Source organism: Yinghuangia sp. YIM S10712, from assembly GCF_051388935.1.
Taxonomy (GTDB): domain Bacteria; phylum Actinomycetota; class Actinomycetes; order Streptomycetales; family Streptomycetaceae; genus Yinghuangia.
Genome location: NZ_JBPKBI010000030.1, coordinates 18,864 through 44,318 on the forward strand (window position 1 = coordinate 18,864; position 25,455 = coordinate 44,318).

The 25,455-nt window shown below is 72.5% G+C and carries 12 protein-coding genes and 1 pseudogene; 6 read left to right on the forward strand and 7 right to left on the reverse strand.

The window, feature by feature from the left end; all coding sequences use genetic code 11:
• Positions 1–24: 24 nt before the first annotated feature.
• Together ACRX5W_RS31145 and ACRX5W_RS31150 are read right to left on the reverse strand one after the other, a co-directional pair.
• Positions 25–432, reverse strand: coding sequence for a hypothetical protein (locus ACRX5W_RS31145; protein ID WP_436791736.1), 408 nt, complete (start codon positions 430–432; stop codon positions 25–27).
• Positions 433–1,095: 663 nt separating this feature from the next.
• The gene (locus ACRX5W_RS31150; RefSeq protein ID WP_436791737.1) at positions 1,096–1,221 is read right to left on the reverse strand and encodes a hypothetical protein; all 126 of its coding nucleotides are present in this window, start codon (positions 1,219–1,221) and stop codon (positions 1,096–1,098) included.
• Between ACRX5W_RS31150 and ACRX5W_RS31155 the strand changes: the two are divergent.
• A pseudogene (locus ACRX5W_RS31155) lies at positions 1,198–1,623 on the forward strand (hypothetical protein); the annotation flags it as partial. The gene ACRX5W_RS31150 and the pseudogene ACRX5W_RS31155 overlap by 24 nt on opposite strands.
• 1,182 nt (positions 1,624–2,805) lie before the next feature.
• Here the strand turns inward: ACRX5W_RS31155 and ACRX5W_RS31160 are convergent.
• Positions 2,806–3,261 carry a winged helix-turn-helix transcriptional regulator gene (locus ACRX5W_RS31160; protein WP_436791738.1) on the reverse strand — a complete coding sequence of 152 codons (456 nt, stop codon included), beginning with the start codon at positions 3,259–3,261 and terminating at the stop codon, positions 2,806–2,808.
• A gap of 133 nt (positions 3,262–3,394) precedes the next feature.
• On the opposite strand from ACRX5W_RS31160, the gene ACRX5W_RS31165 reads away from it, so the two are divergent.
• From ACRX5W_RS31165 to ACRX5W_RS31180, 4 genes are all read left to right on the forward strand, one after another.
• Positions 3,395–4,306, forward strand: a complete 912-nt coding sequence (locus ACRX5W_RS31165; RefSeq protein WP_436791739.1) for a nitrilase family protein — start codon at positions 3,395–3,397, stop codon at positions 4,304–4,306.
• A gap of 95 nt (positions 4,307–4,401) precedes the next feature.
• The gene (locus tag ACRX5W_RS31170) at positions 4,402–4,833 is read left to right on the forward strand and encodes an amidase family protein (protein ID WP_436791747.1); all 432 of its coding nucleotides are present in this window, start codon (positions 4,402–4,404) and stop codon (positions 4,831–4,833) included.
• Positions 4,834–5,005: 172 nt separating this feature from the next.
• Positions 5,006–5,812: an alpha/beta fold hydrolase gene (locus ACRX5W_RS31175; protein WP_436791740.1), complete on the forward strand. Its 807-nt coding sequence runs from the start codon at positions 5,006–5,008 to the stop codon at positions 5,810–5,812.
• On the forward strand, positions 5,809–7,422 hold the full coding sequence (locus ACRX5W_RS31180) for a CocE/NonD family hydrolase (protein WP_436791741.1): 1,614 nt from the start codon (positions 5,809–5,811) through the stop codon (positions 7,420–7,422). The genes ACRX5W_RS31175 and ACRX5W_RS31180 overlap by 4 nt, the downstream gene beginning before the upstream one ends.
• A 27-nt stretch (positions 7,423–7,449) precedes the next feature.
• Here the strand turns inward: ACRX5W_RS31180 and ACRX5W_RS31185 are convergent, their stop codons facing one another.
• The 4 genes from ACRX5W_RS31185 to ACRX5W_RS31200 all read right to left on the reverse strand — a co-directional run bounded on the left by ACRX5W_RS31185 (position 7,450) and on the right by ACRX5W_RS31200 (position 24,309).
• Positions 7,450–15,099 (reverse strand): beta-ketoacyl synthase N-terminal-like domain-containing protein, encoded by a 7,650-nt coding sequence (locus ACRX5W_RS31185; RefSeq protein WP_436791742.1) that lies wholly within the window; start codon positions 15,097–15,099, stop codon positions 7,450–7,452.
• Between the two features lie 90 nt (positions 15,100–15,189).
• Entirely contained in the window at positions 15,190–21,468 is a 6,279-nt protein-coding gene (locus ACRX5W_RS31190) for an SDR family NAD(P)-dependent oxidoreductase (protein WP_436791743.1), read from the reverse strand.
• A 71-nt stretch (positions 21,469–21,539) separates the two neighbouring features.
• The gene (locus tag ACRX5W_RS31195) at positions 21,540–23,141 is read right to left on the reverse strand and encodes a PfaD family polyunsaturated fatty acid/polyketide biosynthesis protein (protein ID WP_436791744.1); all 1,602 of its coding nucleotides are present in this window, start codon (positions 23,139–23,141) and stop codon (positions 21,540–21,542) included.
• A 46-nt stretch (positions 23,142–23,187) separates the two neighbouring features.
• On the reverse strand, positions 23,188–24,309 hold the full coding sequence (locus ACRX5W_RS31200; protein WP_436791745.1) for an SDR family oxidoreductase: 1,122 nt from the start codon (positions 24,307–24,309) through the stop codon (positions 23,188–23,190).
• Positions 24,310–24,816: 507 nt separating this feature from the next.
• Between ACRX5W_RS31200 and ACRX5W_RS31205 the strand changes: the two genes are divergently transcribed.
• Positions 24,817–25,254, forward strand: coding sequence for a hypothetical protein (locus tag ACRX5W_RS31205; RefSeq protein WP_436791746.1), 438 nt, complete (start codon positions 24,817–24,819; stop codon positions 25,252–25,254).
• The last annotated feature ends 201 nt before the right edge of the window (positions 25,255–25,455 follow it).

Genomic DNA, 25,455 nt, shown 5'->3' on the forward strand with positions numbered 1-25,455 from the left:
CGCGCTGTGTTCACGGGCCCGGGGTCAGGTCGCGAATATGTTGATGAACACGGTCAGGGTGTGCGGTGCACCGCGGTCGCGGTCGATGAGTATGTCGGACGAATAGCCCGAGCCGCTTGTGCCGGCGGGGCCCCGTTCGACATCGGTTCTGCCGTAGGTCCGTCCCAGGACCAGATCACCGGGGACGAACCGGTCGAAGTTGTAGTGCTCCGGGTCCGTGTAGGCAACCGCCTGTTCCTGGGGGGCGCCGAGCCGTTCGAGGAATTGCCGCACCCCGGTTTCCTCGGCCTCGAACCTCAGCCAGGCGGACGTGCCCTGGACTTCGGGGCTCACGCAGTAGTTGATGTTGCGGGCGTCCGGCGGGAGCGGGAAGGGGTACTTGCTGTGGAAGTGCTTCCAAGAACGCGAGTCCTCGCATCCGCTGTAACGCACAGGGACGTGAGGCTCCTTGTTCCGGGCGGGGGAGAGGTCCTCAGCCGACACTCCCGGCTCAGCGAAGCAGCCGGCGGACAACAGCACCGATGGCACCGCGCACGCGGCAGCCATGAACAGCCGGTTCCGGCGACGCCCCATGCGGTTCGCGGTTCGCGCGCCGCACCGTTTCTAGGTTTGCGATGAACCGGGAGGACAAGGGGTTGAACCGGGCATTCGTGACACCCCTTGTCCGCGTTGGCGCAGGGGTCTGGACCGGGTGCGTTTGTGCTCGTCAAGGGCCGCTCCAGACGGCGGACAAGGGGGGCTTGTCCACGCTGTGCGGTGGGCGGGTCGGCACGGGGCCGGCCGCGTGACCGTGGTGGAGGCGCAGCGTGGACGGGAGGCACAGCGGGACGGCCCGGCAGGGCGATCGGGTCGGGCTGCCCGCCCGGGCGGGCAGGGGGAAGGGGAGAGAGGCCGCCATCGCGGTTCGGAGGCCGGCGCGGTGCCGTCTCACGGCGGTGTGCGTTCGGTGGTCAAGGGGTCTGCGGGGCTCCTCCGCGGCTCACTCCGTGCCGCCCTCCACGGCCGTCCCGGCCGGGGACGGCGCAGCCCCAGCCCACGCCCCCGGAAACCGGGCCTGAAGGCCGGTCCGACTTCCCTCTTGTGCCTGTCTCGCCTTCACGGGTTCGGGAGGCGTGGCAGGCAACCGGGGTCCACCGTGTTGATGTCCTGGTCGCGCTCGGGGTGTTCCAGCGGGCGACCGGCGTGCAGTTGTGGAGGATGCTCCGTCCACATCACTGCCATGACCGGATCACTCGGGACACGCTGAACGACTTGCGCCGGCGGGGCATGGTGCGAGTGGAGACGCGGCTGCCGTCCGGGCACCAGCTATGGGTCCTCACGCCGCGCGGCCACGCGGAGGCGAAGGCGCTGCTGCCGCCGCACGTGCGGATGTCGGCGCTGCTCCCGGCCCCGCCCGCTGGCGGGACCGGTGCGGTGCGGCCGCGGGGTGCGGGTGGGTACGACGCGCACGCCGCTGTGGCGACCTCGACCGCGGCGCACCTGATCGGCGCGGGGTTCGGCACCGTGCGCTCGTGCGAGACGGAGGCCGCCCACAGGCTGCCGTACGGGTACACCCAGTACGCTGACCTGGTCGTCCGCGCACCCGACGCCGGGGTGCCCGTGCTCCTGGTCGAGGTCGACCGCGGCACTGAGCGGGTCGACGAACTGGTGGCGAAGCTGCGCCGGTACCGCGCGTGGTTCGAGCTGCCGGCCCCGAAGACGGACGCGGACCGGGCGCGGTGGGCCTTGGGCGCGGACGTCCACAAGTACCGGTTGTGGCCGCAGGTGTACCCGGCGACCGGGCGGGAGGGCTGCCCGCCGGTCGCGTTCGTGTTCACCGGCACCACCCCGGCGCGGCGCGCGAGCCGCATCGAGCGCCTGGCACGGGCAGCGCGCCCGTACTCCGCCGGCACCCGCTACGACCGCGAGGACATCACTGCTGTCGACTACCACGAGGCCGTGCCCGTCCTGGTCACCGAACTCGAGCACCTGAACGCCCACGGCGCGAACGGCCCGGTGTGGCAGCGTTTCGGCCGCGGCGAAAGGCAGACCCTCACCGACGCCCTCGACAACCCGGACGGCGACCGGCTCTACCGGGCCCAGCTCGCCGAAGCACGCCGCCGCGCGCAGGAACACGCCGCCGCCGTGACTGTTCAACCAAGTGGGGAACGAGAGCCGGACTGGCCGATTTCACAGGCCCTTACCTTCACCGATCGCGCTGAGCTGCTCCTGCGCGGCGGTTTCACCGCGGTGGTCGAGACCGAGGCCGGCGGCGAGGACCTGGGGCGAACGCGGCTGTTTCCGCTGGTCACCGCGTCGGCGAGGCTCGGCACGCCGGTTACGACTTTGGGCCAGGTGACGTCTGCGGTGCCCGCTCGGGGCGGGATCGTCGCGGCGAGCGGGCCGCGGGGTGGTTGGCGTCGACCGGGGCGGAGCGCAACGGACTCTTGCCCGGACCACAGGCACTCCCGTCGTCCTGCACGCGGACGCTCAAGGCGGTCTGTGGTTGATGGACCACACCGCGGTCCAGACACGGGTGCGGCGTCACCACAGGGGCGCCACTCGTTCGTAGGCACTGGGCCGCATCGGCGAAGTCGGTCTCGCCCCGGGCGCGGAAGGTACCGTGTTCGCGTGCGGGGCCGTGCGGCCAGGCACGTGCGCCGATACCACGTGCACAGACCGCCTACGCAGGCCAACGGTCCCGATGTCCGCTGCCATGTCGGTCACGTGTGCAGGGCTCCGGATGTGACCCCTCCGCCGGCCGACGCCTCCGCTCTGCGACCACCCGAGGCAGTGCGACGCCGCTCTTGGCGCAAGGGGTGTTGCTCAGGATGTGGCCTGCACTTTGCGGACGATGGCTTCGGTGGAGGTCAGGACGCGACCGGCCGCGTCCCTCGCCTCCAGCTTTTGCAGAGGCTTTTGCGTCCGGACGTCGAGGAGCACCGAGTGGGGCTCGTCGTCCTCGAAGAGGTGGTCCTCGCCCCACTGGCGCAGGCCGACCAGGAGGACGAAGAGGTCGCGGCCTTTCCGGGTCAGCGCGTATTCGTGGTACGCGCTCCCGTCCGACGCCGGCACGACCTCGAGGATGCCCTGCGCCACGAGTTCGCGCAGACGCGACGACAGGATGTTCTTCGCCAGGCCGAGGTTGCGCTGGAAGTCGCTGAACCGACTGATGCCGTCGAACGCGTCTCTGACGATGAGCAGCAACCAGCGGTCTCCGACGACGTCGACCGCACGGGCGACTGGACACTCCGCGCGCTCGTGGGTCACGCGTGGCGGCATGGGTGTCCCCTTCGTGATGAGCATTCGATTGCCTGGACTCAAGTGGTTGCAAGTATAAACCAGAGCTTCTACGCTTCAGGCCAGGCTCGTTTCACTTTGAAACCGAGTTCACCGCCGGCGAGGAGACCACGTCATGGCAGCAGAGGTACAGGAAAGCGCGAACACGAGGGTGAGCCCGGTGCGCGTCGCGGTCGTGCAGTTCGAGCCGCGCGTCGGAATCGAGAACCTCAAGTCCAACGCGCTGGCGGTCCAACAGCGCCTGACGGCGGCGGCGGACGTCGGCGCGAACCTGATCGTGCTTCCCGAACTCGCCACGACAGGCTATGTGTTCGAGACCCGGGAGGAGGCGTACGCGCACGCCGAGGCAGTCCCCGACGGGCCGACGGTGCAGTCGTTCGCGCGGATAGCCGCAGAACGGAACGTCTACATCGTGGGCTGCGTGGCGGAACTCGACGGCGTGCGGCTCTACGACACCGCCGTCCTCGTCGGCCCCGACGGCTACATCGGCCGGTACCGCAAGACCCACCTGTGGAACACCGAAAAGCTCTGGTTCACCCCCGGCGACGAGGGATACTCCGTCTTCGACACCAGGATCGGCCGGATCGGGTTGCTCGTGTGCTGGGACATCTGGTTCCCGGAGACCGTTCGGATCGTGTCGCAAATGGGCGCGGACATCATCTGCATCCCCACCGGCTGGGTGTGGACGCCGCCGCCCCTGTATGACGCGAGCGGGGTCTGCATGGCGGCGTACCTCACGATGACCGCAGCACACGCGAACAACGTCTTCATCGCCACGGCGGACCGCATCGGACAGGAGCGGGGCGCTGGCTTCATGGGCAACTCGCTGATCGCCGGGACGAACGGATGGCCGATCGACCGCATCGCGGGCCCGGACGAGGACACCATCATCTACGCGGATGTCGACCTCGCGGCGGCACGGTCGGCACCCATCTGGAACCAGCTGAACGACCTCCACCGGGACCGACGCACCGATCTGTACGACCAGATGCTCGGCTACCGCGGCAGCTCTCCGCTGCCGAGGTGACGTGATGACCGTTCGTCCGCAGACCGGACCGGGGAATCGCCCCGCAGTCGATCGCCTACTGCGGGGCCCGGTCTGGTCGGTGTCGCGTTGGGACCCTGCACGAGTTCGCTTATGGCGCGACCGGAGACCGGTCCTTCCACGGCCCTTCCCGCAACCCCCACGACCCCTGCCGGATGTCCGGTGAGAGCAGCGGCGGCAGCGCCGTCGCGGTGGCCGCAGGCATCGTGCCCCTCACCGTCGGCACCGACACGGCCGGTTCCGTACGGGTGCCCGCGGCGTTGTGCGATCCGGGGGCAGGTCGGCGTGGGGCAGACGAGGCGGCGAAGTCGCGCGAGAGCGCTCGTGTCCTTGCCGCCCCGACCGGACAGCCAGGGCGCACAGGCGAGTTGCCGACCGTGCCGGGCGCCTCGTCGTCATCCGGCGGGCGCCGCACGCATCGTGAGGCAGTGGCATTGGATCGCGTGTCGATGATGGATCCGGGGCCGGTGGTCGTCCGCGTTCCCGTGAGGAGACGCGGCCGCTGGTAGCCCGACGGGTCGGGTGAGGGCGTGTCTGGGGTGGGGGTGGGTCGTTAGGTCTGGTGTCGGGGGTTGGTGATCAAGGAGTGCGTGCGGGCCCATGGTTTCCGAGATTGTGCGGACTGCGCGGCATTGGGGGTTCACCTACCACACGCGGGTACTTGCGTGTGACAGGCCGACGATGGCGCCGATCCTCCTGCTCGGTGGGGCGTTCCAGGACATGTACTCCTGGCGGCGTCACGAGGAAGTGCTGGTTCGGCACGCGGATGTCGTCACCGTGGATCTGCCTGGCTGGGGCGGCGCCGATCATCTGCCCGCCGATGTCGGTGTGGACTTTCTTGTCGATACCGCCGCGCACGCGCTGGATCAGCTCGGGGTGCGGCGCGTCAACGTGGCCGGTTGCTCGTACGGTTCGCTGATCGCGCACCGGCTTGCCCAGCGTTACCCGGAGCGCGTGCTGCGCCTTGCCCTCAACGGCGTGGCAACCGGTCTGACGGCCGACGAGCAGCGCCGCCTGTCGGACCTGGTGCGCAGCCTTCCGGGGCGCGACGCCCGTGAGTTCGCGGAAACGGTCACGGCACGCCTGTCTCCGACGCTTCCCGGACGCCCGGTGCGCAGGGGCGACGTCATCCGGCAGTTGCTGGTTGCCCACCTGTCGGACATGACGGCGGACGCCCGGCGCAAGTTCGTCAGCAACACCATGCGGCTCTGCACCTCCGTGCTGGTGCACGCGCACCCCGCTCCGCCCGTTCCCACGGTGATGTTCACCGGGGCGGACGACACCTTCACACCGCCGGAGCACGGCCACCGGCTGGCACAGGTGTACCCGCATGCGACGTGCGTCACCATCGCCGAGGCCGATCACCTGCTTCTGCTGCAACGCGACGCCGAGTTCTGCGAGTTGCTCATCACGCACTTCGGCGGTGGACGGATGGCCGACCTGCCGTTCTGTCTTCCGTGCCCGCGAGGCCACCAGGAGGACGATTGACAGGCTTGCCCCCGGCGCACCGGTGGACCGCCGCCGCAGGCGCGTGTCTTGTCACGGTGGCCGGCCCCGGCGTTCCCGAGGCGGCCGCCGACGTCCCGCCGGGGGCGCAGGGGACGGTGTCCGCCGTGTTGTCTCCGGTGGCCGGGGCCGTGTCCGAAACCGTCTTCCGGGTGCAGACCGCGCACCAGCGGATCCCGATGCCGGACGGGACGGTGATCAGCGCCAGGGTCTACGCGCCCCACCGCGCGCCCGGGGACACCGGCCGCCCGCCGCTGTTGGTCATGCCGGCCGCGAGTTATCTCGGCGAGGACTGGTACACCTTCGAGGCGCCGCGCTACGCGGCCGCCGGCTACCTCGTGATCGCGTACGCCGAACGCGGCATCGGCGGATCGACCGGATACCTCGACTTCGCGGGCTCCCGGGACGTCGCCGACCTGAGCCGTGTCGTCGATTGGGCGGTCGACGCCGCGCAGGCCGACCCGGCGCGGGTCGGCGTGTACGGCTGCTCCTACGGGGCTTCCGTCGGCCTCCAGGCGGCCGCGGTCGACCCGCGGATCAAGGCGGTGGCCGCGTTCAACGCGTGGACCGACTTCGCCCGGGCCTTCTACACCCATGACACCGAGCACGAACTGAGCGCCTGGTTCCACGCGCTCGCCGCACAGGCCACCGAGCGGCCCGGATCCGACTTGGCCGCCGGGTACCGGGAGTTCCTGCGCGGGGACAGCAGGGCAGTCGGGCAGACGCTGCATACGGACGACCGCTCGCCGATCCGCCGGGTGGACGGACTCAACGCCCATGGCACCGCGGTGTTCATGGTGAACAACTGGTACGACACGGGGCTCGCCGCCCCCGATCAGATCGCCGAGTTCTTCAGTGCGCTGCAAGGGCCCAAGTATCTGGAGATGCGGCCGGGCGAGCATGCGGAAGCCATCCCGTACTGCCTGGGGCCGACGCTCGATGCCGTGTGCAGCCGCGCCCGTGATTGGCTCGACCTGCATGTCCGCGGCCGCAACACCGGCATGGCCGACGCCGCCCCCCTGACCGTCCGGCCGCGCACGGCCGGCCCCGACGAGTACTACGCGTCCTGGGAGTCCATGGCCGCGTCCGCGGCAACTCCCGCCCCCGTTCTACCGGGTGGCCGCAGGACCATCACGACCGGACGCGACTCGGGCGCCGACGCCGGCATCCCCGTCGTCACGCCCGCGCTCGACAAACGCGGGTTGCCGCCGACCGTCGTCATGCCGCTGCTGCCGCCGACGACCGCGGCGGTGTGGCAGTCCGAGCCCTCGGCTGCGCCTTGGCGGGTGCGGGGAACACCCCGGGTCACGCTGGGCGTGACTCCGAGCGCGGCCACCGGTACGTTCTTCGCCTACCTGTACGATGTCGACCCCCTCGGTGTGGGGCAGTTGGTCACCCACACGCCCTACACGTTCCGTGGCCGGGCACCCGGTGTGCCGTTCACCGTCGACACCGACTTCACCACGACCGCGTACACGGTCCCGGCCGGCCACCGCATCGCCTTGGTCGTCGACAGTGCGGACCCCCTGTACCGGCAGCACAACCCGGCCGAGGCGCGGCTCACGTTCGCCGACCCGCGCCTCGGCTGGTGACTCCACGGGGCACTGCGCGCGGATCGGTCAGGGAACGTCTTCGGACCGCACGACGACGGTGTCGTGCGTGCGGGACACCGACAGGTCGTGGCGGCGTCCGGTCCGGTCCCGGCCGGAGCACAGGTCGCCGTCCACCGTGACCGTGGACGGGTGGGTGCCGGTCAGACGGCCGATGTGCTCCTTGGCGGCCACGTGTTCGAGGTGGTCCACGAGCCTGGCACCCGGCGGCAGGCCCCAGGCGGGTGCCAAGGCGCCGGGCAGCCAGTCCAATCGAGCGGCGTCGGCGGCGGTCAGGTGCGTCTCGGTGCCGACCTTCCTCGACAGGGACACCCCCTGTACCGCGCGCCGCCGGGTGAGGAAGTCCCGGCGGTCTGTCGACGACGCCCGGGAGAACGGGCCCGTCGGCAGCAGCGTGCTGCCGAACCGCAGGGCCGCGACGACCCGTCCGTCCACGCACAGCTGGACGTCTACCACGAGCGGCGGTGCACCGCCGGCCGCGTCGGGGTCGTATGCGGCCAGGCGGGCTTCGACGTCGACGGCTCCGCTGCCGGGGAGTCCCTCGTACAGCTCCAGCGTGTGCACGTGCAGCGGGTATCCGACCTTGTCGCCCCCGAGCTCGGGCACCCACCGCCACAGGCTCGCGTGCGGCACGGCCTGCACGGCGGCGTCCAGCAGCCCCTGGTGGAGGTGGCCCCGGGGGACCGTGCCGCGCCCGGCGTCGAGCACGGCCGACGCACCGGTGGATCCGATGCGCAGTGAGGTCAGGTAGTGGAATGCGGGCCCGTGGAACAGTTCGCCGGAGGCGTAGGGATCGGGCTGCGTCACGGCGTCCGGCAGCGGGGGGAAGCGCTCGGGGCGAGCCCCGGTGCGTTCACCGACGACCACGGTTCCGGTCGCCACATCCTCGAAGCGGGAGAGGCCGGCGGGGGCCGCGGTCCGCCACGCGGACAGCGTCACGGCCAGGCCGTCCGGTCCGGGGGCCGTGCGGAGGCGCAGGCGGACCGGGCCGCCGGTGGGGATCCAGCGGCGCAGCCGTACGTCGCGCATGGCGACGACCGCCTGGCCCGTCTCACGCGCTGCCTCCTGAGCGAGCAGGGCGACGACGGACATCATGGGCAGGACGGGCAGTGTGTACGTCGGGCAGTGGTCTGCCAGCCAGGTGTCCGCCGCCGGGTCGAGCGTGATGTCGCCGTGCACTACGGGTGCTTCGAGCGACGGGGTGCCCGATACGACCCGCACGCCGATGCCGTGTGCTTCGTAGATGCACGTGTCGTCGCCCCAGAGCCGGGCGTCGCCGATCGCGTAGGGGCCGCGTGCGTCGCTGCCGACTTCCCGGATCTCCATCTCCACCCGGATGAGACGGTTCGCCGGGGTGATCTGGCCGCGGTACTTCCAGGCCACCTCGCGGCCGAGCGCGACCGGCTCGAACCGGGGCCGGCGGACGCCTGCGGTGAGGCCGCGTTCGATCAGGTAGAACTGGAGGAGCTGGCACATGGCTTCGATGCCGAGCGAACCAGGCTGCACCGGGTCCTGGAAGAAGTGCGCTTTGAAGAACCATTCGGCGGCGTCGACGTCTTTCTCGGACCGCAGCCGCCCGAGCCCGGCCTCGCCCGCGTCGGGCCAGTAGCCGGTGACCCGGTCGAGCATCAGCAGCATCGGGCCCGGGAGCCGGGCGGGTCCGTCGAAGTAGCGTGCCGGGCGGGTGGTGAGGTCGACGGCGAAATCGCAGGGCGCGTCCAGGTGCACGCGTTGGTCGGCGGGCACCGGGATGCCGGCTTGGCTTTCGAACGCGCTGGGCGGGAAGTACCCGAACACCGTGGACATCGCGAAGACTTCGGTGTCGTCCGCGAAGCAGCGCACGGCGAACGTCACGAGGATCATTCCGCCGCTGCGGGAGATGCCGGTGAGTTCGGCTTCGGTGCGCACCGTGCGGGTGCCCGGGGTGACTTCCCCGGTGAGGGTGCCGGAGCCGTCGAGGTTGCGGAAGAGGAGTTCGGTGCCGGCGGTCAGCGGGCAGCCCGCGTAGCAGGCCAGCCATCCGCACGGCTGGAGCGCGATCTCCATGAGCACCGCGAACGGCATCACCGGGGCGCTGTTCTGCTCGAAGAACCACACCTCGTCCGGAATGTCGTACTCGGCGACGACACGGACGCCCTCGCGCAGGGCGTTTTGCTTGCCGTGCGCCGCGACGATGCGGGTCATGAAGTGGTAGGGCGGACCGGGGAGTCGGGCGATCCGCTGCGTGCCGTCGTCAAACCGGCCGACACCCGCGCCGAAGGCGTCGCTGGGCTTCCCCCACGCGCACGCCAGCAGGGACGCGTAGTCGAACGCGAACTCGCCGGACACGGCCACGGGCTTGGCCTCGCGGTGGCCAACCAGTCCGCCGAGGGACGCGAGCGGCACCGGCGCGCCACTGGTCTGCTGCCGGTGCGCGCCGAGGCCGCGCCAGTGCTCCAGCGGCCAGTCGGGCACCAAGCGCAGCGCGATGTCCTCGCCGTGGAATGCCTTGACTCCGTCGACGGTGCCGAGTACGTCGGCGTACAGCGTCGGGTACGGCGTCGCGGAGACGCCGCGAACGAAGACCTCGTAGGTGATGTTGCGGCTGTCCGGGGTGGCCTGGCCCCGGCATCGGGCCGTGGAGGTACGCCCCGGCACCACGTCGAAGCGCCAGCCGTCCTTGTCCGCGGTCAGGCCGAGTGCGGCCAGGTAGAAGGCCATGGCCTGGATGCCGCCTTGCAGCATCAGGGTTCCGGGCATGCACGGGTCGTTCTTGAAGTGCCCGGCGAAGAACCAGTCGTCGGCGGAGACGGGGCTGGTGGCGCACAGGTAGCCGCGTCCCCAGGGACCGCCGGCCGGGTCGAACTCGGCGATCTCGCGGAGGAAGAGCATGCGGCCGGCGTCGATGCGCGGCGAGCGGACGTGCGCGCGGGTGGCGTTCCAGGCGGCTCCGAAGCAGTCGGCCGGGCGTCCTTCGGCGAACGCGCGCACCTGGTCGGCCGTGAAGCGCGACGCGGCCGGTTCCAGCGCCGGTGGATCGAGTGGAAGGTCGAGCATGGGGCGGGAGTTCCGAGGATCCCAGCGCACGCCGTCGGTGTCGGCGAGTTCGGCCTTGGTGAAGAAGCCGGCCTGTCCGTTCCGGACGCTCAGCCGCACCTCGCCGTCGACGTAGCAGTCGTAGTGGAAGAAGAACAGCCGGACGTCGCCGTGCTGGGCGTGGCCGTCGATGTGGATGTCGTAGCGGAGGGTTTCCCCGGCCCGCGGCCGCTCCCCGTGGTAGGTCAGGTCGCAGCCCAGGAGCCGATAGGCGCGTTCGCCGCGGTTGAGCAGGTCGACGCCGAGCCAGCTGATCAGGAGGAGGTCCGCCTGCCCGGCCTCGATCATGAGGCCCGCGGGGATGCGGCCGGTGGCGTCGAGGTACCAACTGTCGGGCCGGATGTCGGTCTCGGTGCGGATGGTGCCGGTGGCGTGCTCGGGGCCGAGTTCCGCGAGCGCGGCGGGAACCGCGTCGATGCCCGTGACGCGGTCGGCGAGGAGCATCGGAGGCTCCGGCATGCGGGTCTGCACCGCGTACGCATCCTGCGGCGCGAACGCCGGTCCGAACAGGTCCGAGATGCGCCCCGAGGCGAGGTGTTCGAGCTGTGCGCGGCCGAAGGCCGGTCCCTGCCGGGGCTCTCGGCGCCGTTCCGTGACGTGGCCGCCGGGCGTGGCGGGTTGCAGGGCGGGCGCTTGGCAGGGCACGGACGCCGCCGCCTGGGACGGTCCGCCCCGCCGGGTCAGCGCGGCGGCCATCCGCTGCCGGGACTCCAGGAACGCCGTGTGTACGGCCGCCTGTTCGGCCAGGGCAGTGCGGTGCAGGGCAGTCACCTGGCGGCCCAGCTGCGCCACGAGGGTGCGCATGTCGGCGACGGAGGGCACGTCCGGGCGCGGGATCAGGACGGCCGAGGCGGCAGCCGTCGTGTCGGTCACCTCTTCGGTGACTGGCGCGAGGGCGGGCGCCCGCGGCAGTGTCACCGCGGGGTGGTCGAGTGTAGGCAAAGCGACCCTCCAGTGCGCGGGTACGTCGACGGTCGGGGCCGCCGGGCGTGGTCCGGGTGCGGCCGAGGCGAGCTCGCCGAGGAGTGCCCGTGCTCGTACTGGCACCCCGGCCGCGGCCAATTCCGCTGCGGCGAGCTGTAGTTGCCGCAGTGGTGAGCCGTGCGCGGCGTCGAGGGCGACCGCGACGTGCTCGCGCTCTCCGAGGATCCGTTTGATCCAGCCGGTGCACAGGCCGCGCGGCCCGTGCTCGACGAAGACCCGGACGCCGTCCTGCCACGCCTGCTCGACGGTGGCGGCGAAGTCGATGGTGCCGAGCCCCTGTGCGGTGACCGCGTCGGCGGCATGCTCGGCCGTGGCGTGGTACCAGGTCGCCGTCGCCGCGCTGTAGAACCGGATGCCCGGAACGGAGGCGGTGGGCCGGTGGTGGAGAGTCCACCACGCGTCGCGGACCTCGGTGAGTTCCGGGGCGTGGGCCGCCAGGTCGTAGTCGAGAGGCACCGCGTGGCGTTCGCCGAGCCGGCCGATGACGGCGGCGCACGCGCGTGCTTCGCCGCCCACGACGCACACGTCAGGGGCGTTGACGGCCATCAGATGGACCGCAGGTTCGTCCGCGACGGCCGCGCGGATGCGGTCGGCAGGCAGGGTGACCAGGTAGCTTGCCCAGCGCTCGCCGGCGATGCCGAGCCGTTGCCAGGCGCGGCGGACCGCCCGGAGTTCGCCGGTCAGTTCGCTGGTGAACAGCCCGCTGCGGTGGGTCTCTTCATACAGGGATGCGCTGTCCGGCCACGCACCGAGCGCGACGAGGGCCGCGGACTCGCCCGAGGAATAGCCGATCGCGGCGTCCGGCCGCAGACCGAGCACGTTCCGGGAGATCCCGGTGTGGACGGCCGCGAGCCGTGCGGCGCCCCGGATCTGCTCCAGCACGCCCGCCGGTGCGGGCCGCGCAGACCCCGGCGGTGCCGTGGTGCCGGCGGCGGCCGCGGCGGCGTACGCGGGGAACGCCAGGGCCAGTTCGGTGCCCATCCCGGGGTACGAGGCCGAGCCGTTGGTGTAGACGAACGCGGTCTCACCGGCCACGGGCCGGTCGCGGTACAGGACACCCGGTGGCGGGGGCCCGCCGTCGACGAGCCAGCGCCGTGCCGCGTCGACGAGCGCGGCGCGATCGCCCTCCGGGACCAGGGCCAGCCGCACGGGCCCGTCGTCGGATTCCGCCCCCGCGTCGAGTGCGGCCAGGACGCCCTGCCGGTCCCGGCCGGAGAACACGGCGGTCCGCGGGGGTGCTTCGGCCGCCCACGGGCGGGTGTCGGCGGCCCGCAGCCGCACCTGCACGGGCGGTGCCCCGAGCGGGGACACCGTGACGTGCGCGGATTCCAATGCGGGGTCGGGTTCCGCGGGGCCGTCCGTGCGCGGCCGTGCGCGGTGCTCCAACGCCGTTGCCGCGACGGCGACGCACAGCAGGCCGTGGCAGGAGTGCGCCCGGCCGAGGAGTTCGCCCGGGTCGAAGGCCGGCTCGAGGCCGGTGCCGTCGCCGATCCGGAGGTCCGCTCCGGCGGCCTTGTCGCTGTCGTCGAGTACCGCGATGACCCGGTCGCCGTCCCGGCGCGCGTCGTCGAGGCGCTTGAGGACGGTCACGACGGCCGCGTCCCCGCAGGCGGCTTCCCGCCCGAGTTCGCGCAGCGCGGCCTGGTGGACGGCTTCGCACGACAGGTCGACGGCGCCCACCACCGCGGCGTCCGCCTCGCCCGCCCGCAGCGCGCGTGCGGCGAGCTCCAACGCGACGAGACCCGACGCCTCTTCGGCGGAGACGGTGAAGCCGGGGCCGGCAAGGTCCAGTTGCGTGTTGATGCGGTTCGCCGCCAGGTTCGGCAGGCTCCCGACGACTCGCTCCGCGACCATGGGCGGCGAGAAGGCGCCGCGCACCCGCTCGACGAGGCCCGGATCCGCGCCGAGCCCGGCCTCGGCGAGCCACGACGGCGAACGCCACCGGGCGGCGGCGCCGGCGATCTCCGGTTCGACTCCGGTGCCGACCACGACCATCGTGCTCTCCCGCGGCAGCGCGATGTCGCGGGCGGCTTCCCGCGCGGCTTCCAGGACGAGGAGCTGCCGCGGCATGGTCCGGGCCACGGCCACCGGCGGGAAGCACAGGCCGGGGAGGGCGACCCCGACGGATTCCGCGGCGCTGCGCCGTTCACCGGTGAGCACGGCACGGCGGAAGTCGTCGGTGTCGCGGCCGCCGCCGACCCGGGCCGCGACGGCGACGACGGCGACCGGGACGCGTGCCGCACTCGTCCGGGGGTCGGGCGCCGGCCGCCGGACGGGCGTGCCGCCGCGCTCGCCGTCCCAGGCGTCGACGATCAGGTGCGCGTTCGTGCCGCCGAAGCCGAACGCGCTGACGGCCGCCCGGCGCGGCCCGTCCCACGGCTCCGCTTCCCGTACCAGCCGGAGCGGCGTCCCGTGCAGTGCGGCCGCCGGGTCGCCGGCACCGAGTGTCGCCGGGCGCAGTCCGGCGCGCATCGCACCCAGCACCTTGAGCAGTCCGCTCGCGCCGGCCGGGGCCAGCAGGTGGCCGACGTTGGACTTGACCGAGCCGATCGGCACGTCGGCGCAGTCGGCGAAGACCCGCGCCATGCTGCGGGCTTCGACGGCGTCGCCGACAGGCGTCCCGGTCGCGTGGCACTCGACCAGCGACACCGTCGCGGGCGCGACGCCGGCCGCGGCGTAGGCCAGGCGCATCGCACGCTCCTGGCCCTCCTGCGCAGGACTGAGGAGTCCGCCCGCGCGGCCGTCGTTGGACATGCCGATCCCGCGGATCACCCCGAGGACGTGCGCGCCCGCCCCGACCGCGTCGCGCAACCGCATGAGGGCCACGAATCCCGCGCCTTCACCGGGCACCAGGCCGTCGGCGTCCCGGTGGAACGGCAGGCTGCGGCCGGTGCGGCTGACCGCGGACAACGCGCAGAAGCCGACGTGCAGGAACAGGTTGTCCACCCGGTTGACGGCGCCCGCCACCATGAGGTCGGCCGTGCCGTCGTGCAGCCGGTCGCACGCGAGCTTGACCGCGTACAGCGAAGACGCGCACGCGGCGTCGAGCGCGAACGCCCCGGCGCCCAGCCCGAGGGCCTCGGCCGCGAAGTGCGCCGGCAGCCCGGAGGAGAAGCGGTTGCGCGCATCGGGCCGGACCTGCCGGTCGGCCGACAGCAGCGACCGGTGCGCACCGGACAGCCACACATGCTCGGCGAAGGACGACCCGGCACCGGTGGGATACGACAGGTTCCCCAGCACCAGGCCGGCCCGCGGCAGCGGCCCGTCGCATCCGGCCTCGCGCAGCGCCTGCCGTGCGCCGTGCAGCACCCAGGCGAACGCGGGATCGAGGCCGACGATGCGTTCCGGGGCGACGAAGAAGCCGTCCGCATCGAAGACTTCGTCGAATCCGGTGACATAGCCGCCGACGTCGTTCCACGTACGGTCGAGGTGGTCGTCGACCGTGCCCATGACCAGGTCGTGCGGCACCCGCCAACGCTCCCGCGGCACCGGGGCGAGACTGCACCGGCCGGCGGCGACGTTGTCCCAGAACGTGTCCGGGTCGAGGGCGCCGGGAAGCACGCACCCCCGCCCTACGACGGCGATCGGCTCGAATCCCACGCCACTCTCCTTCGATTCTCCTTCGACGCACACGCGGACCGGGCAGGACGTCCGCCGCGCACCGCGCACCTGGTCACGACGGCCCGCCGCTCAGGACGGGCGGCTCACCAGTTCGACACCGAGCAGTTCGATCCGGGGCGTGCCGTCGGCGTCGAGGAGCGCGGCATCGCACCGGGCTCCCGTGTCGTGCACCTTGCGCCCGCGCACCACGCACCGTGCGGTGTCCCGCAGCGGGCCCGGGCGGTGGACCCGGCACTCCGCGACCGCCATCGGCAGCGTGGCCTTGCCCAGAGCCTCCTGGGCCCACAGCAGGGCGAGTTGCAGCGCGCCGTCGACCGCGGCCGGGTCGAGCCGCCAGGGGCCGTTGCCCCAGGCCAGGCGGGCGACACCGGCCACGGTGGCCTCGGCGCCGGTGTCGCCGAGACCCTGCACGACGTCGAGGGCGTGGAAGCGCGGGCCGTGGAACAGCACCCGTCCGTCGTACACGTCGCCGCTCCGTACGGGAGCGAGCCCGTCGGGGGCGTCCCACGACATCGGGTTCCCGGGTACGGACTCCAGCAGCGCTCCGTAGTGCGGGGTGCCGTCGCCGCCGGTCAGTTCGGCCTCCAGCGCGTCCGGGGCGCCGGTCCCGGCGGGGCGTCCGCGTACCCCGAACCGGTGGCCGCGGCCGTCCAGATCGGGCAGCGTGGCCTTGCCGAACACCCGCACATCGCGGAGCACGAGGCCGTCGGCGGCCGGTTGCCAGGCGGCTGCCGCACCGGCGAACACCTCCAGCGCCACGGCCACGGGAAGGACGGGGACATCGGCGACGGCATGGTCCGCCAGGTACGGGTGGGTGCGCGCGTGCACGCGCAACTCCCCGTCGCCCGCCCGCAACACCGGTGCCATGGATCCCAGGTCGGGGCCGGCGACGACGACCACGCGCGTGTCGGCGCCGTCCGCGCCGAGTTCCGCGGTGAACGCCGCCGCGCCCTGCGGCGGGGGGATGAGCGGCACACCGGCCTGTGTGAAGTGCTCCGCAAGCGCGGGTGTCANGTCGGGGCCGGCGACGACGACCACGCGCGTGTCGGCGCCGTCCGCGCCGAGTTCCGCGGTGAACGCCGCCGCGCCCTGCGGCGGGGGGATGAGCGGCACACCGGCCTGTGTGAAGTGCTCCGCAAGCGCGGGTGTCACCATGCCGCCCTGCCAAGGGCCCCACGCGATGGAGCGCACGACGCAGCCGGGCCGCTCGGCGCGTTGGACGGCGGCGATGTGGTCGAGGGCCGCGTTGGCCATCGCATAGTCGCTCTGGCCCGGGTTGCCGAAGGCGGCGGCCACCGAGGAGAACAGGACGATCGTGTCGAGCGGATCGCCGTCGGTCGCGGCGAGCAGACTCCGCAGCCCGTCGACCTTGGTGGCGAAGACCTGGTCGAACTGCTCGTCGGTCTTGTCCGCGATCAGCTTGTCGGCCAGGACGCCGGCGCCGTGCACGATCCCGGTGACCGGGCCCCACTCGCGCCGCACGTCCGCGAGCACGCCGGCCAGGGCGCGGCCGTCGCGCACGTCGACCGACCGGTACCGGGCCGGGGAGCCGGCCTTCTCCAGCGCGGCGAGCGTCGCACGGACCTCCCGCGCGGCGAGGATGCCACGGGCCTGGGCGGTGATCGCGGCAGGGGCCGCGGACCGGTCCCGGCCTGCGAGTGCCCGGGTGAGGGCCGCTTCGTCTGTGGTCTGCGGCAAGTCCGAAGGCTCCTCGGCGAGTTCCGTGCGGCCGAGGAGCACGATGCGGGGCCGGTGCTCTCGGGCGAGCTGCACCAGGCTTGCCGCGGTCACTCCGCGAGCGCCTCCGGTGGCCACGATCACCGAGTCCGGCCCGACCGTCCCGCGGCGTCCGCCGCCGACGGGCGACGGCTCGGCCACGAGGGTCAGCCGCGTGCCGTCCGCCCGCAGACCGACCTCGGGCGCCGCGCCTCCGGACAGCAGCTCCTCGGCGAGCGCGTGCGCGACCGCGGCGGCGTCCCGCCCGCCGCGCTCGCAGTCGATCGCCTTCACCCGGGCATCCGGCCACTCCTTGGCGGCCGTTCTGGCCAGCGCGGCGGCCCCGCCGAGCAGGGCGCGGCCGGGGGCGCGGCCGTCGAGACCGAAGTCGCCTCCGGTGTCCTGCACCACGACGAACACGCCGCCGTCCGCGGTGAACCGCCGGGCGACCGATCGTGCCGTGCGGAATGCGTCCCGCAGAATGCCGTCGGCGTCGGCGGGCGAGCCGAGGCCGGCAAGGGCTCCGAGGTGCACCACCGCGGCGGCGTCCGCGGGGACCTCGTCGACGACCGAGGCCGTCAGACCGTGGGTGCCCAGGATGCCGGCCAGCTGCTCGGCGACGCCGTCTCCGTCGCGGGTGACCGCGATCGACCCCGCCTCCAGACCGGCCATCCCGAAGCCGGGCGCGGGGGTGTTCCGGGTGCGGATCACCAGCCGGGTGAGGGGCACGTCGCCAGCCGGTGCACCGGGCCCGGGTGGGACGGTCGGCGCTTCGGTTTCGCGGACGGGCGTCCGGGGTTCGCGGGCGGGCGCCTCGGTTTCGTGCGCGGGCGCCGAGCCGGCGGCGAGCGCGTCGACGATCTCGCGCAGGGTACGGAGTTTGAGTAGGTCGCCGACATTGCCTTCGGAAAGATTCCCGGCACGTTCGCGCACCGCGGAAAGGATCTCCACCCGCTTGATCGAGTCGACGCCCAGATCCGACTCCAACGCCATGTCCACGTTCAGCATCGCAACCGGGTAGCCGGTGCGCTCTGCCGCTACTTCCAGCAGCAGATCCCCCAACTCCACCGTGCTGCGGGGTGTTTCGGGCGCGACCGCCGGCGGTGGAACGACGGGGGCAGGGGGCGGTGGTGACATGACCGGGGCCGTGGGGGGCGCCTGCCGGGACGGGGGGACGGACATCGGTTCGAAGGCCGGCGCAGGGGCCGGCACCGGCACCTGCGCCGACGACGGTGCCTGGGCCGGTACCGGCACCTGCGCCGCCCCCGGCACCTGCGCCGCCCCCGGCACCTGCGCCGCCCCCGGCACGGGTACAACCGGCGGCGGCATGGGCACGTGAACCGGTACGGGGGCGGGTGCCACCGCCGGCGGCGGCATCTCGGCCGCGTCCGGCAGAACCGTCGGAACAACGCCGCCCCCGACGGGTGTTCCGAGCATCGCCGCGAACGTCGTCTCGGTCATCCGCAGGAACGCCATGTGGCTGTCGACCAGCATGCGGTGGCAGGCGGCGTGCGTCTCGGCCGTGGCGCGCTGGGCGCTCTCCAGGAGCGCGAGCAGATCTCCCGCCGGCGGTTGCGGCGCCGTCGGCCCGGGCATCGCCGCCACGGGTTGCAAGGGAGCCGGTTCGGACGTGGGAATCACGGGTTGCCGGGCGGCGGGTTCGGACATGCGTACCGCGGGCTGCGGGACCGTAGACCCCGGCATCGGCGGCACGGGAATCCCCGATGCGGGCTCCGCCACCGCCGCGGGCCCGGGATCCGCGACAGCGGGACGCGGCCCGTTCGGTCGGGGCAGCGCCGCCGCTCCACCCTCCGGCGGGTACTGCCTGCCGTGGTTGCCGCCGTTGATCTGCACGGTCATCCTGGGCCCCTTCTCCTTGTCTTCGGCGGCCGGCTCGGGTGGTGCGTACGGCGCCCACAGCGCTTCGTGGCGGAGGCGCACGCCGCGCACGGCGAGCCGGCCGAGCGCGTTCTGGAAAGCGGTGACCCCGTTGCCGCCCTTGCGGTCGAGGCTCACCGCGAGGTGGTCGCGGTCGCCGAGGGCCTGCGCCACGAGACCGGTGAGGGTGCCTCCGGCCCCGACCTCGACGAACGTGCGTACACCCGCGCCGTACATCGCCTCGATCCCGTCGCCGAACAGCACCGGCGCGGCCACGTGCTCGGCGATCCGGCGCCGGATCTCGGCGGCCGATTCCGGGTACACCGCGGCGTCGGCGTTCCCGAACACCTCCACCTGAGGGGCTCCGACCGGGATCTCCCGGAGGAAGTCCAGGAGCGGGGCCGTGGCAGACGCGACGACGGGTGTGTGGAAGGCGGTGGCCGCGTTCAGCCGCCGGGTCGTGACGCCCTCCGCGGAGAGCCTGCGCACGACGACGTCGACCGCCTCGGCCCTGCCGGACAGCACCACCTGCCGCGGGGCGTTGTCGTTGGCCACCCACACGTCCGCGCCGCCGCAGGACGCGACGGCGTCCTCCGCCTGCGCCCGGCTCGCCGCCGCCGCGACCATCACGCCCGGGCCCGTCGCGGCATCGCGCATCAGCTCACCGCGCCGCCGGGCAAGAGCCACGAGCGCCACGTCGTCCAGCACCCCGGCGGCATGCAGACCCACGAGTTCCCCGAAGCTGTGCCCGGCCACGCAGTCCGGCGCGAGCCCCAGGCCGCGCAGTACTTCGAGCAGAGCAACACTGTGCACCGCGAGTGCGGGCTGCGCCCATGCCGTGGACGTCAGTCGCGCTTCCTGCGCGGCCCGGTCTCCGTCGTCGACGGCCGGCGGCGGGAACACGACCCGGTGCAGCGGAACGCCGTCGAAGACGGCGGTGCCCAGGCGGTCCCACACCGCCAGCGCCGCCGGTGAGGCCATGGCGATGTCCTCGCCCATGCCCACGTACTGGGCTCCTTGCCCGGGGAAGAGGAACGCGATCCGGCCGACGTCGCAGCTGCCGCACGCGTAGTGCACCCCGCTCGGCGTGGAGAACGTCCCGCCGGGCGCGCGTGCGATCAGGTCGCGGGCCTGCCGGACCTTCGCGATCAGGTCCGCGGTGTCGGACGCCACGACCGCGAGCCGGCAGGCGTCGTCCTCCCGGAACGCGGCCTGGCTCTCCCGCGCGATGTCGGCCAGCGGCCGGTCCGGGTCGATCGGACGTCCGGTGACCGCGTCGGCGGAGGCTCCGCCGAACAGCACCAGCTCGCTGGGTACCGCGCGAAACCGCCGGGCGGCGGGGGTGCGGACTCCCGGTGACGGAACGTACTCCTCCACCGTGGTGTGGAAGTTGCTCCCGCCGAAGCCGAAGCTGGACACCGACGCCCGACGCGGGTGGTCGGCCGAACGCACCCAAGGACGCACGCGGGTGCTGAGGTAGAAGGGGCTGCCCTCCACGCCCAGAGCCGGATTCGGGCGGTTCGCCTTGATCGTCGGAGGCAGCACCTTGTGGTGAAGCGCGAGGACGGCCTTGAGGAGTCCCGCCGCGCCCGCCGCGCCCTTCGTGTGCCCGATCTGCGACTTCACCGATCCGAGCGCCGCCCACTGCCGGTCCGATCGGCCCGAATCGTCGAACACCTCGCGCAGTGCCGCGAATTCGGCCGCATCACCGGCCTTGGTGCCGGTGCCGTGCGCCTCGACCAGCTCGACCGTGTCGGGACCGTAGCCCGCCTCGTCGTAGGCTCTGCGCAGCGCGCGGGCCTGTCCGTCGGGCAGCGGCGCGTAGATGGCCGTGTCCTTGCCGTCCGAGGCGGTGCCGATACCGCGGACGACCGCGTACACCCGGTCCCCGTCGCGTTCCGCGTCGGCCAGCCGCTTGAGCGCGTACATCACGAGGCCCTCGCCCAGCATGGTGCCGTCGGCGGCGTCGGAGAACGGGCGGCAGTCGCCGGTGGGCGACAGCGCGGGGGTCTTCGAGAAGCACATGAACATGCCGACGTCGTTCAGCGTGTCCACGCCGCCGCTGATCACCAGGTCGCTGCGCCCCACGGTGAGTTCGGCGACCGCGGTGGTCAGCGCGGCCAGCGAACTCGCACAGGCGGCGTCCGTGGTGTGGTTGGTGCCGTGCAGGTCGAAGCGGTTGGCGATCCGGCCGGCGACGACGTTCGGCAGCAGACCGGGGAACGTCGCTTCCTGCCACGGCACGTAGTGCCCGGCGATGCTGTCGCAGACGGCCTGCGCCTCGGCTTCGGGGATCCCGTGCTCGCGCAGCGCCTTGAGCCAGACCGGCCGTTGCAGCCGGGCGTTCATGTGGTTCAGGAGTTCGAGCGGTCCCACGCCCAAGACGACGCCGGTGCGGTCCCGGTCGGCCTCGCTGAGGCCGCCCAGGTCCGCGACGACCTGCTCGGCCACCATGAGCGCGAGCATCTGTGCGGTGTCCGTCGCGGTCATCGTGGCGGGGGGGACGCCGAATGCCAACGGGTCGAAGGGCACATCGGGCAAGAACGCGCCCCGGCGGGCGTACGTCTTGTCGGGTGCCGCGGGGTCCGGGTCGTAGTGGTCCTCGACGAGCCAGCGCGTCGCCGGCACCTCGGAGATCAGGTCCCGCCCCGCGACCACGGTGCGCCAGAAGTCGCCGGCGCTCCGGGAACCCGGGAGCAGCGCACCGATTCCGACCACGGCGACGGGAACCTGGGTGCGGCGTTCCTGGGCCATGCTTCCTCATTCATCGTGTCGTGCTTCGTGTGTCGTGGATCGTGCGGATGTGCCCGGGGACGGTGCGGGTTTCAGGCGAGGCGGCGCGGCGCGAAAGCGAACGCGGCGCCGGGCACGGCGACGCCGTAGGCCCGGAGTTGGTGGGCGCGCGTGTGCACGGCCGCGCCTTCCAGCAGGTTGAGGGCGATCTGCACCGCCGTGCGGTTCGCCGGGGCGGCGAGGAAGCCGCCCGCGGTCCAGCGGTTGAACGCCCCCATCGCCGGGCCGCACCAGAGCTGGTAGTCGGTGCGCCGTGCGGTGTCCCCGGCGATCGCCCAACGGCTGGAGTTCCCCAAGTACCAGCGGAAGACCAGCGCCATCCGGTGCTTGGGATCCCGCTCGGCGCGGATGATCTCCGCCGGATCCCGACCGTCCCAGAACCGGCGGGTCTCCGCCCAGACGTCGTCGATCGAAGCGCGCAGGACGTCCTGCTCGATCTTGGCGCGCACGGCCTGCGGGAGGTCCTCCAACGAGGGGTACTCCCGGTACGTGTCGTACAGCTGCCCGGCACGTGCCGCGAACATCGTTCCCCTGCGCAGTACTTGGAGGCGTACGCCCATTTCGAACATGTCGGCGGCGGGTGCCATCGCGACGTCGGCGACGTCCGCTTCGGACAACAGGGCCTTGGCGTCGTCGGAGATGCCGGCCTCCACCGCGACCTGGTTCACCGAACCGGTGACCACGTACTCGGCGCCCAAGGCGAACGCCGCGGCGACGGCACCCGGGGTCCCCAATCCGCCGGCCGCCCCGATCCGGACCGTGCGTGTGCAGCCGAACCGTCGGGCGGCCTCGTCGCGCAGGATCAGCATGCGGGGGAGCAGCGCACCCAGCGGCCGGTTGTCGGTGTGGCCGCCGCTGTCCGCTTCCACGGTGATGTCCTCGGCGACCGGTACCTCGGCGGCCAGTTCGGCTTCCTGCGGCGACAGTTCGCCGCGTTGCACCAGGCAACGCAGCAGCTCTGCGGGGGCCGGCGAGAGGAACTTCTCCGCCACCTCGGGGCGGGAGACCTTGGCGAACAGGCGGGTCCGGCGCACGATCCGCCCGTCCGCCGCCCGAGTGAGTCCGGAGGCCGAACACAGCACCACCGCGGGCGTCAGGGCCAGATAGGCCGACGCCGAGACACACGGCACCCGGTAGCGCGTCAGCAACACCGCAACCCGGTGCTCGAGTTCCGGCTCGTTCGGCGAATGAATGAGGTTCACACCCCAGTTCGTGGCTTCGCCGAGCTGTGCCGCAAGTTCGGCGACAGCACGCTCGACGTCGTCGAACGCGAGGCCGCCGGCCCCGAAGAACCCCAGCATTTCCGCGCGGGCCATGGCGGCGACCATGCGCGTCGTCGCAATGCCGTTCGCCATCTCGCCCGCGACGTACGGGAAGCGCACGCCGTGGGCCTCGCAGAAGGTGCGCCCGCCGAGCCATTCCGGGTAGAGAGGCGGCAGCGTCCCGACGGAAGAGGCGGTCGGCCGGGTTCCCATGACCAGGCCGAGCCTGCGCCCGGCAGGATCGGACACCACCTGCGCGTGCTCGCGGACCCGCGCCACGCAGGACGCGATCCCTTCGGGGGAGAACACCGGTTCCGCGGCGGTATCCGGGGCTGGGGCGGCAACCCGGCCGGGTGCGGCCAACAGGGACATCAACGGGCTCCATCCGGCAGAGTTGCAGAGTTGCGGGGGCGGCGTACTACCGCCGGACGGCGGCGACACCGGCCGGGGAACCCGGCTGCGCCGGCAGCACGCCGGAAAGCAGGTACGCGAGATCGACCCGGCGCCGCGACGGCGACGCGCCCAGGGCACACCGCACGCGGGTGTCGTCGTGCCGACGCCGGTGGTGCAGGTACGGCGTGAACCCCGGATACAGGTCGGTGGCGGCTTCCATCGGGGACACGTCGTCGGGGCGCTTGGGCACCAATTCGATGTCCACGGGCGCCAGATGCTCCATAACGGCGGTCAGGGTGGTGATCGGGACGTCGTGGCCGTGAACAACGTGGTAGGTGTCGACGCCGCCCGAACGCTTCCGCGCACCCAACTCGGCCATGACCCGCGCCGCGTCCTCCACCGGCATCAGGTTGAGGTGTCCGTGCGGATGCCCGGCGATCCGGATCCGCATCCGCACGCCGTCCGCCCGGACCCCGCCGGCGCCACGCAGAATCGTTTGCAGCATCTCGTCGACGAACTGAAGCGGATGCGCGGGGAGTTCAGGATGCGGAGGCATGTCCGAGACGAGGACGCCCGGTCTCAGGATCAACGCCGGGCGGTGGTGCTTGCGAGCCCACGCGTGCACCAGCACCTCGGCCTCGTACTTCGAACGCTCATAGGCGTTCTCGAATCCGTGCGCGCCGTCCAACTCGTCCTCGTAGACGACGCCTTCGCGCCGCGAGCCGGCGACGAAGGCCGTGCTGACGTGGTGGACGACCGGCTCTCGGCAGCCGGCCGCGGCCAGCGCGAGGACGTTCCGAGTGCCTTCGACGTTCACCCGTCGAAGCCGGGCGGGATCGTCGTCCAGGTGGATGTTGCCCGCGCTGTGCCAGACGACGTCGATGCTGTCGGCCAACTCCCGGAACGACATCACGGACAACCCGAGGTGCGGCTGCGTCAGGTCGGTTTCCACGATCCGCAGACGGTCTGCGATCTCGTTGATGAACTGGCTTGATGATCCGCTGAGTTCGAAGAACCGTGTGATGCGCTGCAATGCCCCGCCGGATCCGGCATGGGCGAGGACGGTCAACTTCCGATGCCGCGCCAGCAACTCCCGCACCAGCCGTAGCCCGAGGAATCCGGTGGCGCCGGTGAGAGCAACATGCACGAGCTGACGGCCCCAAGCTCATCGGAGGTGACGGCGAACACCCGGCCGCAACCGACCGGACCCCGGCGAGCCTAGACAGACCGAACGTCTCCCTCCCCACCGATTCCCTCGAAAGAGTCCCCCTGCACGCCCCTTTCACCCATATGGCCGCGCGGCCCCGCGCGTGGGCTGATCACCTCAGGACGGTCGACCGGGGAAGCGACGATGCGGGCCAGGGCTGTCGGCGTAGCGGCCGTGAGCGCGGATCCCCGCGACCGGTCCGGTGCGGATGCGCGGCTCAGCTGTCCGTGGAGCGAACCTTTCGCGGACTCGGTTGACGAGCAATCCCGCTGCTTGGAACGGTGGCGTGTGCGCGGGAAGCGGTCTGCGTCGTATCTCGGGGCAGCGCGGCGCTCCAGCGGTTGACGGGGGTGGGATTCGTCTCGACGGCCGCCGGAGCCGGCCGCCGATCGGCGCAGCGGCGCCGCACGTGTAGGGACTGGTCCAAGGAGGCGGGCAGCGCGGAGCATGAGCGAGCCGAATCGCCTGTACGACGACCTGACTATGCCGGAGGCATACAAGAGGCTCGTCCAGGACCTCGTCGCGGCGTCGGATGCTTTTGCCGACCGTGACCGGATCGGTGAAAGCGTCCGCCCGACTTACCAGGTCTCCGATGACGCCGTCGAAAGGGATGTGCTGGCAAAGACCACCCGGACCAGCCAGGGGCTGGAACGGTTGCGCGAGTTCTTCGTCGAGGAGGCCGAGCGCGCCCCGGCGAGCGAGCGGACCGCCAAGCGGACCCACGTGTTGCTTTTCAGATTGCCTTTCAGGTTGCTTTCCAGGTTGCTTTTCAGGTTGCCTTCGAAGCTGGGCTCCGAGGGGCGAACCCCCAGGTCGCAGGACTCAACCGCGCCTCGCGGACATGCTGACTACTTCCCCCAGACGGCCCCATCGCGGCCGGCGTGAAGTCCCCCTTCGTCCGACCGGCCCCGGAAACGCCCTTCGCCTGCGGGCGGCAGGGAGCATCAGCCGGACGGCGGCCGGGGCGCCTCGGGGGGCCGTGGCGGCGCGGCGCGGCTGTCTGCCCTGTCCCCGGGCGCTACGGGACCAGGCGGCCGTCGCCGTCGCGGCGCAGCCCGCCGTAGTCCTGACCGGGGATGGGCCGCA